The 13,707-nt window shown below is 60.7% G+C and carries 28 protein-coding genes and 1 pseudogene; all 29 read right to left on the bottom strand.

Features of this window, described 5'->3' with window-relative positions:
• Positions 1 to 4: 4 nt before the first annotated feature.
• A complete protein-coding gene (locus RBT54_RS05210; protein WP_320364824.1) occupies positions 5 to 985 on the bottom strand; it encodes a DNA-directed RNA polymerase subunit alpha in 981 nt (326 codons plus the stop codon).
• 39 nt (positions 986 to 1,024) lie between these two features.
• Positions 1,025 to 1,654, bottom strand: a complete 630-nt coding sequence (rpsD, locus tag RBT54_RS05205) for a 30S ribosomal protein S4 (RefSeq protein WP_320364822.1) — start codon at positions 1,652 to 1,654, stop codon at positions 1,025 to 1,027.
• A gap of 14 nt (positions 1,655 to 1,668) precedes the next feature.
• The gene (gene rpsK / locus RBT54_RS05200; protein WP_002931621.1) at positions 1,669 to 2,058 is read right to left on the bottom strand and encodes a 30S ribosomal protein S11; all 390 of its coding nucleotides are present in this window, start codon (positions 2,056 to 2,058) and stop codon (positions 1,669 to 1,671) included.
• A gap of 12 nt (positions 2,059 to 2,070) precedes the next feature.
• Entirely contained in the window at positions 2,071 to 2,433 is a 363-nt protein-coding gene (gene rpsM, locus RBT54_RS05195; RefSeq protein WP_320364817.1) for a 30S ribosomal protein S13, read from the bottom strand.
• 53 nt (positions 2,434 to 2,486) lie between these two features.
• Positions 2,487 to 2,600: a 50S ribosomal protein L36 gene (rpmJ, locus tag RBT54_RS05190; protein WP_002931619.1), complete on the bottom strand. Its 114-nt coding sequence runs from the start codon at positions 2,598 to 2,600 to the stop codon at positions 2,487 to 2,489.
• Positions 2,601 to 2,627: 27 nt separating this feature from the next.
• Positions 2,628 to 2,846 (bottom strand): translation initiation factor IF-1, encoded by a 219-nt coding sequence (gene infA / locus RBT54_RS05185; protein WP_320364811.1) that lies wholly within the window; start codon positions 2,844 to 2,846, stop codon positions 2,628 to 2,630.
• 6 nt (positions 2,847 to 2,852) lie between these two features.
• On the bottom strand, positions 2,853 to 4,178 hold the full coding sequence (secY, locus tag RBT54_RS05180; protein WP_320364809.1) for a preprotein translocase subunit SecY: 1,326 nt from the start codon (positions 4,176 to 4,178) through the stop codon (positions 2,853 to 2,855).
• Between the two features lie 14 nt (positions 4,179 to 4,192).
• The gene (gene rplO, locus RBT54_RS05175) at positions 4,193 to 4,630 is read right to left on the bottom strand and encodes a 50S ribosomal protein L15 (protein ID WP_320364807.1); all 438 of its coding nucleotides are present in this window, start codon (positions 4,628 to 4,630) and stop codon (positions 4,193 to 4,195) included.
• Between the two features lies 1 nt (position 4,631).
• Positions 4,632 to 4,814, bottom strand: coding sequence for a 50S ribosomal protein L30 (rpmD, locus tag RBT54_RS05170; RefSeq protein ID WP_320364806.1), 183 nt, complete (start codon positions 4,812 to 4,814; stop codon positions 4,632 to 4,634).
• Between the two features lie 3 nt (positions 4,815 to 4,817).
• A complete protein-coding gene (gene rpsE, locus RBT54_RS05165) occupies positions 4,818 to 5,342 on the bottom strand; it encodes a 30S ribosomal protein S5 (RefSeq protein WP_320364804.1) in 525 nt (174 codons plus the stop codon).
• A 12-nt stretch (positions 5,343 to 5,354) separates the two neighbouring features.
• Entirely contained in the window at positions 5,355 to 5,708 is a 354-nt protein-coding gene (rplR, locus tag RBT54_RS05160) for a 50S ribosomal protein L18 (RefSeq protein WP_320364802.1), read from the bottom strand.
• Between the two features lie 11 nt (positions 5,709 to 5,719).
• Positions 5,720 to 6,253, bottom strand: a complete 534-nt coding sequence (rplF, locus tag RBT54_RS05155) for a 50S ribosomal protein L6 (RefSeq protein ID WP_320364799.1) — start codon at positions 6,251 to 6,253, stop codon at positions 5,720 to 5,722.
• Between the two features lie 10 nt (positions 6,254 to 6,263).
• Positions 6,264 to 6,659: a 30S ribosomal protein S8 gene (rpsH, locus tag RBT54_RS05150; RefSeq protein WP_320364798.1), complete on the bottom strand. Its 396-nt coding sequence runs from the start codon at positions 6,657 to 6,659 to the stop codon at positions 6,264 to 6,266.
• A 13-nt stretch (positions 6,660 to 6,672) separates the two neighbouring features.
• Positions 6,673 to 6,978: a 30S ribosomal protein S14 gene (rpsN, locus tag RBT54_RS05145; RefSeq protein WP_320364796.1), complete on the bottom strand. Its 306-nt coding sequence runs from the start codon at positions 6,976 to 6,978 to the stop codon at positions 6,673 to 6,675.
• Positions 6,979 to 6,985: 7 nt separating this feature from the next.
• A complete protein-coding gene (gene rplE / locus RBT54_RS05140) occupies positions 6,986 to 7,525 on the bottom strand; it encodes a 50S ribosomal protein L5 (protein WP_320364794.1) in 540 nt (179 codons plus the stop codon).
• Between the two features lie 9 nt (positions 7,526 to 7,534).
• Positions 7,535 to 7,852 carry a 50S ribosomal protein L24 gene (gene rplX, locus RBT54_RS05135; RefSeq protein ID WP_320364792.1) on the bottom strand — a complete coding sequence of 106 codons (318 nt, stop codon included), beginning with the start codon at positions 7,850 to 7,852 and terminating at the stop codon, positions 7,535 to 7,537.
• Positions 7,853 to 7,863: 11 nt separating this feature from the next.
• Positions 7,864 to 8,232, bottom strand: coding sequence for a 50S ribosomal protein L14 (gene rplN / locus RBT54_RS05130; protein ID WP_075148071.1), 369 nt, complete (start codon positions 8,230 to 8,232; stop codon positions 7,864 to 7,866).
• Positions 8,233 to 8,384: 152 nt separating this feature from the next.
• Complete coding sequence (gene rpsQ / locus RBT54_RS05125; protein ID WP_320364788.1) at positions 8,385 to 8,654, bottom strand: 30S ribosomal protein S17; 270 nt, start codon at positions 8,652 to 8,654, stop codon at positions 8,385 to 8,387.
• Positions 8,651 to 8,845, bottom strand: coding sequence for a 50S ribosomal protein L29 (gene rpmC / locus RBT54_RS05120; protein ID WP_320365068.1), 195 nt, complete (start codon positions 8,843 to 8,845; stop codon positions 8,651 to 8,653). The genes rpsQ and rpmC overlap by 4 nt, the downstream gene beginning before the upstream one ends.
• 2 nt (positions 8,846 to 8,847) lie before the next feature.
• Complete coding sequence (gene rplP / locus RBT54_RS05115; protein ID WP_320365065.1) at positions 8,848 to 9,264, bottom strand: 50S ribosomal protein L16; 417 nt, start codon at positions 9,262 to 9,264, stop codon at positions 8,848 to 8,850.
• Complete coding sequence (gene rpsC, locus RBT54_RS05110) at positions 9,264 to 10,031, bottom strand: 30S ribosomal protein S3 (protein ID WP_320364786.1); 768 nt, start codon at positions 10,029 to 10,031, stop codon at positions 9,264 to 9,266. The genes rplP and rpsC overlap by 1 nt, the downstream gene beginning before the upstream one ends.
• A 9-nt stretch (positions 10,032 to 10,040) precedes the next feature.
• Positions 10,041 to 10,370, bottom strand: coding sequence for a 50S ribosomal protein L22 (gene rplV / locus RBT54_RS05105; protein ID WP_281050842.1), 330 nt, complete (start codon positions 10,368 to 10,370; stop codon positions 10,041 to 10,043).
• A gap of 9 nt (positions 10,371 to 10,379) precedes the next feature.
• Positions 10,380 to 10,655, bottom strand: a complete 276-nt coding sequence (gene rpsS, locus RBT54_RS05100; protein ID WP_320364781.1) for a 30S ribosomal protein S19 — start codon at positions 10,653 to 10,655, stop codon at positions 10,380 to 10,382.
• A 10-nt stretch (positions 10,656 to 10,665) separates the two neighbouring features.
• Entirely contained in the window at positions 10,666 to 11,493 is an 828-nt protein-coding gene (rplB, locus tag RBT54_RS05095; RefSeq protein WP_320364779.1) for a 50S ribosomal protein L2, read from the bottom strand.
• 6 nt (positions 11,494 to 11,499) lie between these two features.
• Positions 11,500 to 11,796, bottom strand: a complete 297-nt coding sequence (gene rplW / locus RBT54_RS05090; RefSeq protein ID WP_320365063.1) for a 50S ribosomal protein L23 — start codon at positions 11,794 to 11,796, stop codon at positions 11,500 to 11,502.
• 5 nt (positions 11,797 to 11,801) lie between these two features.
• Entirely contained in the window at positions 11,802 to 12,422 is a 621-nt protein-coding gene (gene rplD, locus RBT54_RS05085; RefSeq protein WP_320364777.1) for a 50S ribosomal protein L4, read from the bottom strand.
• Positions 12,423 to 12,432: 10 nt separating this feature from the next.
• Positions 12,433 to 13,071 (bottom strand): 50S ribosomal protein L3, encoded by a 639-nt coding sequence (gene rplC, locus RBT54_RS05080; RefSeq protein ID WP_320364775.1) that lies wholly within the window; start codon positions 13,069 to 13,071, stop codon positions 12,433 to 12,435.
• Positions 13,072 to 13,183: 112 nt separating this feature from the next.
• Positions 13,184 to 13,495: a 30S ribosomal protein S10 gene (rpsJ, locus tag RBT54_RS05075; protein ID WP_004332388.1), complete on the bottom strand. Its 312-nt coding sequence runs from the start codon at positions 13,493 to 13,495 to the stop codon at positions 13,184 to 13,186.
• A gap of 91 nt (positions 13,496 to 13,586) precedes the next feature.
• Positions 13,587 to 13,707, bottom strand: a pseudogene (tuf, locus tag RBT54_RS05070) (elongation factor Tu); the annotation flags it as partial.

The raw sequence follows: 13,707 nt of genomic DNA, 5'->3' as shown, positions 1-13,707 counted from the left end.
CAACTCAACCGAGCTTTTCAAGCCCGGCCGGCGGCCAGTTTTCCAGTTTCATGCCGAGCGTCAGCCCACGGGAGGCCAACACTTCCTTGATCTCGTTCAGCGACTTACGACCCAGGTTCGGAGTCTTCAGCAACTCGGTCTCGGTGCGCTGGATCAGGTCACCGATGTAGTAGATGTTCTCGGCCTTGAGACAGTTCGCAGAACGCACCGTCAGTTCGAGGTCATCGACCGGACGCAGCAGCAGGGGGTCCACGACCGGCGCCACTTCGTCGGAACGCACAGGCGCAGTGTCTTGCAGGTCGGCAAACACCGACAACTGATCCATCAGCACGCGCGCCGCATAGCGGATCGCCTCTTCGGGATCGACCGCACCGTTGGTCTCGATGTCGATGATCAGACGATCCAGGTCGGTACGCTGCTCGACACGGGCACTCTCGACCAGATAGCTGACGCGACGCACGGGGCCGAACGAAGCGTCGAGGACGACGCGACCGATCGACTTGCTCTCCGCGTTTTCCGGACGGGCGTTGCCAGGCACATAGCCCCGGCCTTCCTCGACCTTGATCTGCATCTCCAGCTTGCCGCCAGGTGCAAGATGCGCAATCACGTGTTCGGGGTTGATGATCTCGACGTCGTGACCGACCTCGATATCGCCCGCGGTGACCACGCCCTCTCCCGCCTTCGCCAGACGCAGCATGACTTCACTACGGCCGTTGAGCTTGAACACCACACCCTTGAGGTTCAACAGCAGGTCGACCATGTCTTCACGCACGCCGTCGAGCGTGGAGTACTCGTGGAGCACCCCTTCGATCGTCACTTCGGTCGGCGCGTGGCCGGGAAGCGACGACAGGAGGATGCGCCGCAGCGCATTCCCCAGCGTATGGCCGAAGCCGCGCTCGAACGGCTCCATCGTCACCCGCGCCTGAACCGGCGAGGTGCTCTGGACGTCGATGATGCGCGGTTTCAGCAGTACATTGCTTTGCATCAGCATTTCCTCGGAACTAGTAGAGGATCAGTCGCCCGATTAACGGGAGTACAGTTCCACAACCAGGCCTTCGTTGATCGTTGCAGGCAGTTCGCTGCGCACCGGATAAGCCTTGAACGTACCCTTGCCGGCCTTGATGTCGACTTCCAGCCACTCGGGGAAGCCACGCGACTCGGCGGCCTCGAGGGCAGCCTTGACACGCAGATGACCACGGGCCTGCTCGGTGAGCTGAACCACGTCACCGGGCCGCACGACGTAGGACGGAATGTTCACACGCTTGCCGTTGATCAGCACGCCATTGTGACGCACGACCTGGCGGGCCTCTGCACGGGAACCACCGAAGCCCATGCGATAGGCCACGGAGTCCAGACGACCCTCGAGCAGCTGCAGCAGGTTTTCGCCGGTCTGACCGCGACGGCGGTCGGCCTCGGCATACACCTTGCGGAACTGACGCTCGAGGACGCCATACAGGCGACGGATCTTCTGCTTCTCACGAAGCTGGACGCCATAACCCGACAGTCGCTGACCGGAGCGCTGACCGTGCTGGCCAGGCGCATAGGCGCGGCGCTCGATGGCGCACTTGTCGGTGAAACACTTCTCGGCCTTCAGAAAGAGCTTTTCGCCTTCGCGACGGCACTGACGGCACTTGGGATCGAGATTACGAGCCACTTATCAACTCCTTGTCAGATACGGCGCTTTTTCGGCGGGCGGCAGCCGTTGTGCGGGATGGGGGTGATGTCGGTGATGCTGGAAATCTTGATTCCCAGCGCGTTGAGCGCACGAACCGACGACTCACGACCCGGGCCAGGGCCCTTGATACGCACTTCGAGATTCTTGATGCCGCATTCCTGAGCGACCTTGCCGGCCGCCTCAGCCGCCACCTGCGCGGCAAACGGCGTGCTCTTGCGCGAACCCTTGAAGCCCGCGCCGCCAGACGTTGCCCACGACAGGGCGTTGCCCTGACGATCAGTGATGGTGATGATGGTGTTGTTGAAGCTCGCGTGAACGTGTGCGATACCTTCCGCTACGTTCTTCTTGACCTTCTTCCGAACCTTCGTTCCAGTCTTAGCCATTATCGGTTCCTATTACTTCTTGCCGGCGATCGCCTTGCGCGGTCCCTTACGGGTGCGGGCGTTGGTGCGGGTGCGTTGACCACGCATCGGCAGGCCGCGACGATGACGAACGCCGCGGTAGCAGCCCAGGTCCATCAATCGCTTGATGTTCATCGTGACTTCACGACGCAGATCGCCTTCGACAATGAAGCGACCGACTTCGTCACGCAGCTTCTCCATGTCCGACTCGGTCAGATCCTTGATCTTCACCGAGCGACCGAGACCGGCAGCGTCGCAAATTTTCTGAGCACGCGAACGGCCGATCCCATAGATGGCGGTCAGCGCGATCTCGGCATGCTTGTGATTGGGAATGTTTACCCCAGCAATACGGGCCATCCGTATACCCCAAAACGAAAAACGTTAAATTCTAATGCCTTAAGTTGATCAGATCAACCCTGGCGTTGCTTGTGCCGCGGATCGCTGCAAATGACGCGAACCACACCCTTGCGGCGAATGATCTTGCAATTGCGGCAGAGCCGCTTAACCGATGCCTGGACTCTCATGGTCTTGCTCCTGTTTCTCTTAAATCTTCACTTGGTCCGGAAAACGATCCGTCCCTTGGTCAGGTCGTAGGGGGTGAGCTGAACCGTCACCTTGTCACCAGGCAGGATGCGGATGTAGTGCATCCGCATCTTCCCCGATATGTGCCCAAGCACCATGTGACCGTTCTCGAGCCTGACGCGGAATGTGGCATTGGGGAGGTTTTCGGTGACCTCGCCGTGCATCTCGATGACATCTTCCTTCGCCATATGGACTTACCTGCCCGGGAAACCCGCCCCCTTGAAATTCGCCTTCTTCAGCAGACTCTCGTACTGATGAGACATCACGGACGCCTGAACCTGGGACATGAAGTCCATCGTCACCACGACGATGATCAACAGCGAGGTACCGCCGAAATAGAACGGAACGTTCCACTTCAGGATCAGGAACTCCGGCAGCAAGCACACCAGGGTGATATACACCGCCCCGGCAAGCGTCAGCCGCATGAGAATCTTGTCGATGTAGCGCGCGGTCTGGTCACCGGGACGAATCCCGGGGACAAAGGCCCCGCTCTTCTTCAGGTTATCTGCCGTCTCACGGGCGTTGAACACCAGCGCCGTATAGAAGAAGCAGAAGAACACGATCGCCACTGCGTAAAGCATCACGTAGATCGGCTGCCCTGGAGAGAGCGTCGACGCGATATCGCGCAGCCAGTACATCCCCTCGGACGACCCGAACCACTGCCCCAGAGTTGCCGGGAACAGAATGATGCTCGAGGCGAAAATCGGAGGAATCACACCCGACATGTTCAGCTTCAGAGGCAGATGGGAGCTCTGCCCGCCATACACCTTGTTACCGACCTGCCGCTTGGCATAATTCACCAGGATCTTGCGCTGGCCACGCTCGACAAATACCACGAAGCCAGTGACCAGAACCACGAGGACGCAGATCAGCAGCGCGGTAAAGGGATGCATCGCGCCGGTGCGAACCAGTTCGAACAACCCACCAATTGCACTCGGCAGCCCCGCGACGATACCCGCGAAGATGATGAGCGAAATGCCGTTTCCGATCCCGCGCTCGGTGATCTGCTCACCCAACCACATCAGGAACATCGTGCCCGTAACCAGCGTCGCAACAGTGACAAAACGGAACATGACGCCCGGATCGAGCACCAATCCAGCCTGACCCTCGAGCGCAATCGCGATACCCAGCGACTGTGCCAGCGCAAGCACCAGCGTGCCGTAGCGCGTGTACTGCGTGATCTTTCGCCGACCTGCTTCGCCTTCCTTCTTGAGCGCCTCCAACCGCGGGACCGCCACGCTCATCAACTGCATGATGATCGACGCAGAGATGTAGGGCATGATGCCCAGCGCAAAGATCGTGAAACGGGACAGCGCACCGCCCGAGAAAAGGTTGAAAACCCCCAGAATGCCGCCCTGCTGGGACTGGAACAACTCAGCCAGCCCCTGTGGGTCGATACCCGGTACCGGAATGTGCGCACCGATCCGATAGACGATCAGCGCGCCCAGCAGGAAGAGAAGGCGACGCTTGAGGTCGCCGAACCTTCCGGTGCTTCCCAGCGTGGCAGCAGGATTCGCCACAACGGTTTCCTTTTTTACTCGGCCGCCACGGAACCACCGGCAGCTTCAATAGCCGCCTTGGCACCCTGCGTCGCCCCGATACCGCGCAAAGCAACCTTGCGGCTGATGGCGCCCGAAAGCACGACCTTCGCCGACAGTGCGTCAGCGGCAATCACGCCTGCCTGCTTCAGTGTCAGCAGGTCGATCTCGTCAATCGGCAACTTGTCCAATTCAGAGAGTCGAACTTCCACGTTGCGCGCACGCGTCAGCGACACGAAACCGCGCTTCGGCAGCCGACGTTGCAGCGGCATCTGGCCGCCTTCGAAGCCGGTCTTGTGGAAGCCACCAGCGCGCGACTTCTGACCCTTGTGACCGCGACCGCAAGTCTTGCCGAGACCGCTACCCATGCCGCGCCCGACACGGCGTGCGGCCTTCTTGGACCCTTCAGCGGGCTTGATGGTATTCAACCGCATATCAACCCTCGCACTTGACCAGGTAGGACACCTTATTGACCATGCCGCGGATCTCCGGCGTATCCGCCAGTTCCACGGTGTGGTGCATCCGGCGCAGCCCCAGGCCACGCACGGTTGCGCGGTGAGACTGCTTGGTGCCGATAACGCTCTTGACGAGCGTCACCTTGATTTTCTTGTCCGACATCGCTTACCCCAGGATTTCTTCGACGGACTTGCCGCGCTTGGCTGCAATCTCCGCCGGGGTGTTGATCGCCATCAGGCCATTGATCGTGGCACGGACGACGTTGTACGGATTGGCCGAACCGATGCACTTGCAGATCACGTCGGTCACGCCCATCACCTCGAACACGGCGCGCATCGGGCCACCGGCAATGATGCCGGTACCGGCCGGAGCCGGCTGCATCAGCACCGAAGCGGCGCCGTGCTTCCCGATCACGGTGTGCTGCAGGGTACCGTTCTTAAGCGACACCTTGCGCAGCTTGCGCCGCGCTTCGTCCATCGCCTTCTGAACCGCCACCGGCACTTCGCGCGACTTGCCCTTGCCCATGCCGATCGCACCGTCACCGTCGCCAACCACGGTCAGCGCAGCGAAGCCGAGGATCCGGCCGCCCTTGACGACCTTGGTCACGCGATTGATCGCGACCATCTTTTCCTTCAGACCGTCGTCGCGCTCGTCGGAGGCTTGCGCACGTTTGGTTTGCTGCTTAGCCATTCGATTCCTCGCTTAGAACTTGAGACCGCCTTCGCGGGCGGCCTCGGCCAGCGCCTTCACGCGGCCGTGATACAGGAAGCCCGAGCGGTCGAAGGAGACCTGCTCGACACCGGCAGCTTTGGCACGCTCGGCGATCAGCTTGCCGACGAGCTCGGCCGCAGTCTTGTTGCCGCCATTGGCGACCTGCGAACGAACATCGGCTTCGACCGTGGATGCAGCCGCGATAACGCGCGAGCCGCAACCCGAGATGACCTGGGCGTAGATATGGCAGTTGGACCGGAACACCGTCAGGCGAACCGCCTTGAGCTCCGCAATCTTGGCGCGAGTTTTGCGCGCACGGCGAAGACGAGTTTCTTTCTTGTTCATGACGAACCGCCTTACTTCTTCTTGGTTTCCTTGAGCACCACCACCTCGTCCGAATAACGGACGCCCTTGCCCTTGTAAGGCTCGGGAGCGCGGTATGCACGCACCTCGGCAGCGACCTGGCCGACCTGCTGCTTGTCGGTACCCTTGATCACGATCTCGGTCTGGGTGGGCGTCTCCACCTTCACGCCCTCCGGCATCTGGTGCACGACTGGATGCGAGAAACCGAGCGACAGATTGAGCTTGTCGCCCTGCGCCTGAGCGCGGTAACCCACTCCAACCAAGGTCAGCTTGCGCTGAAAGCCCTTGGTCACACCGGTGACCATGTTATTTACCAGCGCGCGGACAGTACCCGACATCGCGCGGGCATTTTCCACCCCGTCACGGGCCTTGCACACGATTGCATCGCCTTCGCGAGCAACCTGTACCGCACCAGTCAGCGCTTGGTGCAGGGTCCCCAGAGGACCCTTCACGGCGATCTCGGCGTCGGAGATCATCACTTCGACACCCTGCGGAATCGCTACCGGATTCTTGGCTACACGAGACATCGCATTCCCCTTAGGCGACCAGGCAGATGACTTCGCCGCCGACGCGATTTGCGCGCGCAGTGCGGTCAGTCATCAAGCCACGCGGCGTGGAAACGATGGCCACGCCAAGGCCGTTCATCACGCGCGGCAGATCTTCGCTGCCCTTGTAGATGCGCAGGCCGGGACGGCTCACGCGCTCCAGGCGCTCGATGACCGGACGACCGGCGTAGTACTTGAGCGTCACATCGAGCGAAGCCTTACCGGCTTCGTCACGAACGGCAAAACCGTCGATGTAACCTTCGTCCTGCAATACCTTGGCGATCGCAACTTTCAGCTTCGACGAAGGCATCGAAACCGAAGCCTTCTGGGCCTGCTGGCCGTTGCGGATACGCGTCAGCATGTCGGCGATCGGATCGGACATACTCATCTTCGAATTCTCCTTACCAGCTCGCCTTGGTCATGCCAGGCACTTCACCGCGGAAAGCGATCTCGCGCAGCTTGTTGCGGCACAGACCGAACTTGCGGAAAACACCACGCGGACGCCCGGTGAGCGCACAGCGATTACGCTGACGAGTCGGATTGGCGTTGCGGGGCAGTTGCTGCAGGGCCAGGCGGGCAGCCATGCGTTCTTCTTCGGACAGACTGGTGTCCTTGACCGTTGCGATCAGCGCGGCACGCTTGGCAGCGAATTTCTCCACCAGCTTTGCACGCTTCGCTTCGCGGTTGATCAGAGCGAGTTTCGCCATATCACCCTCAATTCTTGAACGGAAACTTGAACGCGGCGAGAAGCGCACGGGCTTCGTCGTCGGTCTTAGCCGTCGTCGTGATGCTGATGTTCATCCCGCGCAGCGCATCGATCTTGTCGTACTCGATCTCAGGAAAAATGATCTGTTCCTTGACACCGAGGTTGTAGTTACCCCGACCATCGAAGCCCTTCGACGCGATACCACGGAAGTCACGCACTCGCGGCAGCGCGATGGTGATCAGTCGATCGAAGAACTCGAACATGCGCGGACCACGCAGGGTGACCATGCAACCGATCGGATAACCGTCGCGGATCTTGAAGCCCGCGATCGACTTGCGAGCCTTCGTAGAGACCGGCTTCTGACCCGCGATCTTCGTCATGTCGCCGATCGCGTGTTCGAGAATCTTCTTGTCACCAACCGCCTCACCGACACCCATGTTCAGGGTGATCTTGGTGATGCGAGGAACTTCCATCACGGACTTGTAGCCGAACTGCTGCTTGAGCGCCGGAGCCACTTCGTCCTTGTAAACCTGTTGCAAGCGAGCCATCGTCACTCCTTAGGCGTTCACCAGCTCGCCGTTCGACTTGAAGAAGCGGACCTTGCGGCCATCCTCAAGCGTCTTGATCCCGACACGTTCACCCTTCTGGGTGGCGGGATTGAACAGCGCGACGTTCGACACATGGATCGGCATCTCTTTCTCGACGATGCCACCCACTTCACCCTTCAGCGGGTTCGGGCGCACGTGCTTCTTCACACGATTCACACCCTCAACCACGACGCGCTCTTCATCAACGCGGCGCAGCACGGTACCGCGACGGCCGCGATCCTTGCCCGTCAGCACCAAAACTTCATCACCCTTGCGGATCTTGTTCATCTCTCGACTCCTCAGAGCACTTCAGGCGCCAGCGAGACGATCTTCATGAACCGCTCGGTGCGCAGCTCACGCGTGACCGGCCCGAAGATGCGGGTGCCGATCGGCTCGAGCTTGTTGTTCAGAAGCACGGCCGCATTATTGTCGAACTTGATGAGCGAACCGTCGGGACGACGAACGCCTTTCGCAGTGCGCACGACGACCGCGTTATAGACGTCACCCTTCTTCGCACGACCGCGCGGCGCTGCATCTTTCACGGTGACCTTGATGATGTCGCCCACGCCAGCGTAACGGCGTTTCGAACCACCCAGAACCTTGATGCACATCACCGAGCGCGCGCCGGAGTTATCGGCCACGTCCAGCTTGGACTGCATTTGAATCATGAAAATATCTCCAACTTATCCCGCATTTGCGGACAGTCTTGGAACCCGTCAGGGTGGGATGCCCCGAGCGAGCCCCGGAGCAAAGAGGCAAAATTATAACAGCCTGACACCGAGGTGCCAAGCTGTTTTTTGCGACCTGCAAGTAACTCTGATCAGATGATGCGAGCCTTCTCGAGCACCTTGGCAACACGCCAGGTCTTTGTGCGCGAGATCGGACGGCATTCCTCGATTTCCACCAGGTCGCCCTCGCCGGCGATGCCGTCTTCAACATGGGCGTGGTACTTGGCCGAACGCGTGATGATCTTGCCGTACAGCGGGTGCTTGACCCGACGCTCGACGAGCACAGTCACCGTCTTCTGCATCTTGTCGCTCACCACACGCCCAACCAGCGCGCGGCGAACCTTTTCAACTTGTTCGCTCATTGCTGACCCGCCTTTTCGCGCAGGAGGGTGCGAACGCGTGCGATGTCGCGACGAACCTTCCCAATCTGACTCGTGTTGCCCAGTTGCTGGGTGGCATGCTGCATGCGCAGCGAAAACTGTGCCTTCAGCAGCTCGAGCAGTTCCTTGTTCAACTCATCGGCGCTCTTGGCGCGGAGATCTGTTGCCTTCATATTCAACCCCCAATCAGACGCGTAACGAACACGGTCTCGATCGGCAGCTTCGCGGCAGCAAGCCGGAACGCTTCGCGCGCGAGGGCTTCATCCACGCCGTCCATTTCGTAGAGCACCTTACCCGGCTGGATCTCCGCGACCCAGTACTCGGGGTTACCCTTACCGTTACCCATACGGACTTCCGCCGGCTTCTTCGAAATCGGCTTGTCCGGGAAAATTCGGATCCAGATGCGGCCACCGCGCTTGATGTGGCGCGTCATCGCACGACGGGCCGACTCGATCTGACGTGCAGTCAGTCGACCACGGCCGACGGCCTTGAGGCCATACTCGCCAAACGACACCTTCGCGCCACGCGTGGCGATACCGGTGTTGCGGCCTTTCTGCTCCTTCCGATACTTCCTTCTAGTCGGCTGCAGCATCATTCACTCCTGCTTTCTTCTTGCCGGCCTTCGCCACGACGGGCGGGACGACGACCCGGGCGCTCACCGTCACGCGGTGCACCACGGCGGCCCCGGCGGTTATCAGCTTCCGGCTCGGCGGCGACGGGCTGCTCGTTACGACCGAGCATCTCACCCTTGAACACCCACACCTTGATCCCGATGATCCCGTAGGTCGTCTTGGCTTCGGAAACGCCATAGTCGATGTTGGCGCGCAGGGTGTGCAGCGGCACACGACCTTCGCGATACCACTCGGTACGGGCGATCTCAGCGCCGTTAAGACGGCCGGAGCTCATGATCTTGATGCCCTGGGCACCAAGGCGCATCGCGTTCTGCATCGCGCGCTTCATGGCGCGGCGGAACATGATCCGCTTCTCCAGCTGCTGCGCGATCGAATCGGCAATCAGCTTGGCGTCGAGTTCGGGCTTGCGCACTTCCTCGATGTTCACATGAACCGGCACACCGATGATCTTCTGCAGATCGCGCTTGAGCGCCTCGATGTCCTCGCCCTTCTTGCCGATGACGACCCCCGGACGCGCACTGAACAAGGTGATGCGGGCGTTCTTGGCAGGACGCTCGATCAGCACACGAGCCACCGAAGCATGCGCCAGGCGCTTCTTCAGGTACTCACGGACCTTGAGGTCTTCATGCAGCATACCGGCGAAGTCCTTGCTGTTGGCAAACCAGCGCGAACTCCAGTCCCGCGTGACGGCAAGGCGGAACCCAGTGGGATGGATTTTCTGACCCATGTTTACTCCTTACTCGCCAACAGTCAGATAGACGTGGCAGGTGGGCTTGAGGATGCGGTTGCCGCGACCCTTCGCACGCGCGGTGAAGCGCTTGAGCGTCATGCCCTCTTCCACGTGAATGGTCTTGACCTTCAGCGTGTCGATGTCGGCGCCGTCGTTGTGCTCGGCATTCGCAATTGCGGACTCGAGCACCTTGCGGATGATCTTCGCGCCCTTTTTCGGCGAGAAGGCCAGCGTGTTGAGCGCCTGATCGACGGGCTTGCCGCGGACCAGATCGGCCACCAGACGGCCCTTTTGGGCCGACAGCCGAACGCCACGGAGAATAGCTTTGGTTTCCATGTCGTCCCCTTACCGCTTGGCCTTCTTGCTGGCAGCGTGACCCTTGAAGGTACGCGTCAGCGCGAATTCGCCCAGTTTGTGACCGACCATGTTCTCGGTCACAAACACCGGAATGTGTTGCTTGCCGTTGTGAACCGCGATCGTCAGGCCGATGAAGTCGGGCAGGATCGTGGAGCGACGCGACCAGGTCTTGATCGGGCGCTTGTCGTTGCTCGTCCGAGCCGCGTCGACCTTGTTGAGCAGGTGCGCGTCGATGAACGGGCCTTTCTTGATAGAACGTGCCATCTCTTACCCCTTAACGCTTGTGACGACGCTGCACGATCATGCCGTCGGTGCGCTTGTTCGAACGCGTCCGATAACCCTTGCTCGGCGTACCCCACGGGCTCACCGGCTCGCGAGCTTCGCCAGTGCGACCTTCACCACCGCCATGCGGGTGATCGACCGGGTTCATCGCCACACCGCGCACGGTCGGACGGATGCCACGCCAGCGGTTTGCGCCGGCCTTGCCGATCTTGCGCAGGCCATGCTCTTCGTTACCCACCTCACCGACGGTTGCGCGACACTCGACATGCACGCGGCGAATCTCGCCGGAGCGCAGACGCAGCTGGGCGTACGAACCTTCACGTGCGAGCAGCTGCACCGAAGTGCCGGCAGCACGCGCGATCTGAGCTCCCTTACCAGGAACCATCTCGATGCAATGGATCGTCGAGCCGACCGGAATGTTGCGGATCGGAAGAGAGTTACCCGGCCTGATCGGCGCCTCAGCGCCGCTGATCAGTTGCTGGCCCACCTCAACGCCGCGCGGCGCGATGATGTACCGACGCTCACCATCGGCGTAGCACAGGAGCGCAAGATGCGCGGAGCGGTTCGGGTCGTACTCGATACGCTCGACCTTCGCCGGGATGCCATCCTTGTTGCGACGGAAATCAACCAGACGATAGTGCTGCTTGTGGCCACCACCCTGGTGACGCATCGTGATCCGACCGTAGTTGTTACGACCGGCCTTCTTGCTCTGCTTCTCAACCAGCGCAGCAACGGGGCGACCCTTGTGCAGATCGGGGTTCACCACCTTGACCTGGGCGCGACGGCCGGCAGACGTAGGCTTAAGTTTTACGATTGCCATGATCTATCACTCCCCGGCCGCAAAGTTGATTTCCTGGCCCGGCTTCAGGCACACAAAAGCCTTCTTCCAGTCCTTGCGGCGACCCATGGTCTTGCCAAAGCGCTTGGCCTTGCCCTTGACGTTCAGGATCTGCACCGACTTGACCTCAACCTTGAACAGCGACTCGACAGCCGCCTTCACTTCGGGCTTGGTAGCGTCGGAGGACACCTTGAACACCACTTGCTCGTTCTTGTCGGCGACGTAGGTCGCCTTTTCGGAGATCTGCGGGGCGAGCAGCACCTGCAGCAGACGCTCCTGAGTGATCGCGCTCATTGCCACGCTTCCTCCATCTTCGCCAGCGCGCCCTTGGTGACGAGCACCTTCGGGAACCGCACGAGCGACACCGGATCCGCCTCATTCACTTCCAGCACCAGCACCTGGTGCAGGTTGCGCGAAGACAGGAACAGGTTCTCGTCCATTTCGTCGGTAATGACCAGGACCGAATCCAGGCCCATACCCTTGAGCTTCTGCGACAGCAGGCGAGTCTTCGGCGCCTCGACGCTGAAGCTCTCGACAATCGCCAGACGGTCCTCGCGCGCGAGCTGCGACAGAATCGCTGCGACGCCGGCGCGGTACATCTTGCGGTTGACCTTCTGGCTGAAGTTCTCGTCCGGGGTATTCGGGAAGATCTTGCCGCCCCCGCGCCACAGCGGGCTCGAAGCCATACCGGCACGCGCATTACCCGTACCCTTCTGGCGGAACGGCTTGCGGGTCGATTTGGCGATCTCCGAACGCCCCTTCTGCTTCCGGTTGCCCGAACGCGCATTAGCGGCGTACGCGGTCACAACCTGATGCACGAGCGCTTCGTTGTATTCACGGCCGAACAGCACATCCGACGCCTGCAGCGTCGACGCAGCCTGACCCTGCTCATTCAAGAGTTTCAATTCCATTGCGCGCTCCTCAGGCCTTGACTGCCGGATGGACGACCACGTCGCCACCCTTGGCACCCGGCACCGCACCCTTCACGAGAAGGAGCTGGCGCTCTACATCCACGCGAACGATCTCGAGACCCTGCGTGGTACGCTGAACGTTGCCGTGCTGGCCGGCCATGCGCTTACCAGGGAAGACACGACCCGGATCCTGCGCCATGCCGATCGAGCCCGCGGAGTTATGCGAAATCGAGTTACCGTGCGAGGCGCGGTTCGACGAAAAGTGGTGACGCTTGATTGCGCCGGTAAAGCCCTTGCCAATCGTCACGCCCGTGACATCGACCTTCTGACCGACCTGAAAAAGGTCTGCGCCAATGGCGTCGCCGGCATTCATTCCGCCGGCCTGATCGACTTCGACACGGAACTCCTTGATGCCGCGGCAGGGCTCGACGCCCGCCTTGGCAAGATGACCCGCGACCGGCTTCGTGATGCGGCTGGCGCGGCGCTTGCCGTAAGCGACCTGAACCGCGGCATAGCCGTCGGTTTCGATCGTCTTGATCTGGGACACACGATTATCCGACACGTCAAGCACAGTCACCGGGATGGTCCTGCCATCCTCGGCGAAAATGCGAGTCATGCCGACCTTGCGTCCTACAAGGCCTAGACTCATTTTTTTCTCCTGAATCCCGGTTGCGATTGACCGGGGGTCACAATTAATGCGCCAGAAGGCACAAAGGCCGGATTATACCGGCCTGTTCCAAACTTCCGCAAGCAGGGTTTGCTTACTGGAGCTTGATCTCTACATCCACACCCGCGGGGAGGTCCAGCTTCATCAGGGCATCGACCGTCTTGTCGGTCGGATCGATGATGTCCATCAGGCGCTGGTGCGTACGGATTTCCATCTGGTCGCGCGACGCCTTGTTGACGTGCGGCGAGCGCAGCAGATCGAAGCGCTCGATGCGGGTGGGAAGCGGTACGGGACCACGAACAACGGCGCCGGTGCGCTTGGCGGTTTCGACGATCTCGAGAGCCGACTGGTCGATCAGACGATAGTCGAAGGCCTTCAAACGGATACGAATCTTCTGGTTCTGCATGGGGTTCCCCTAAAGAGCTGGTACTGCAATCAAAGAGCGCAAAGAACAAAGCGGGGGTGATTGCATGCAACCACCCCTTCGATCAAGTCGATTACTCGATGATCTTGGCGACGACGCCGGCGCCGACGGTACGGCCACCTTCGCGGATCGCGAAGCGCAGACCTTCTTCCATGGCGATCGGGGCGATCAGCTTGACGGTGATCGACACGTTG

This window comes from Thauera sp. (assembly GCF_034003485.1).
Classification (GTDB): Bacteria; Pseudomonadota; Gammaproteobacteria; order Burkholderiales; family Rhodocyclaceae; genus Thauera.
This window is presented reverse-complemented; position numbering and strand designations above follow the sequence as displayed.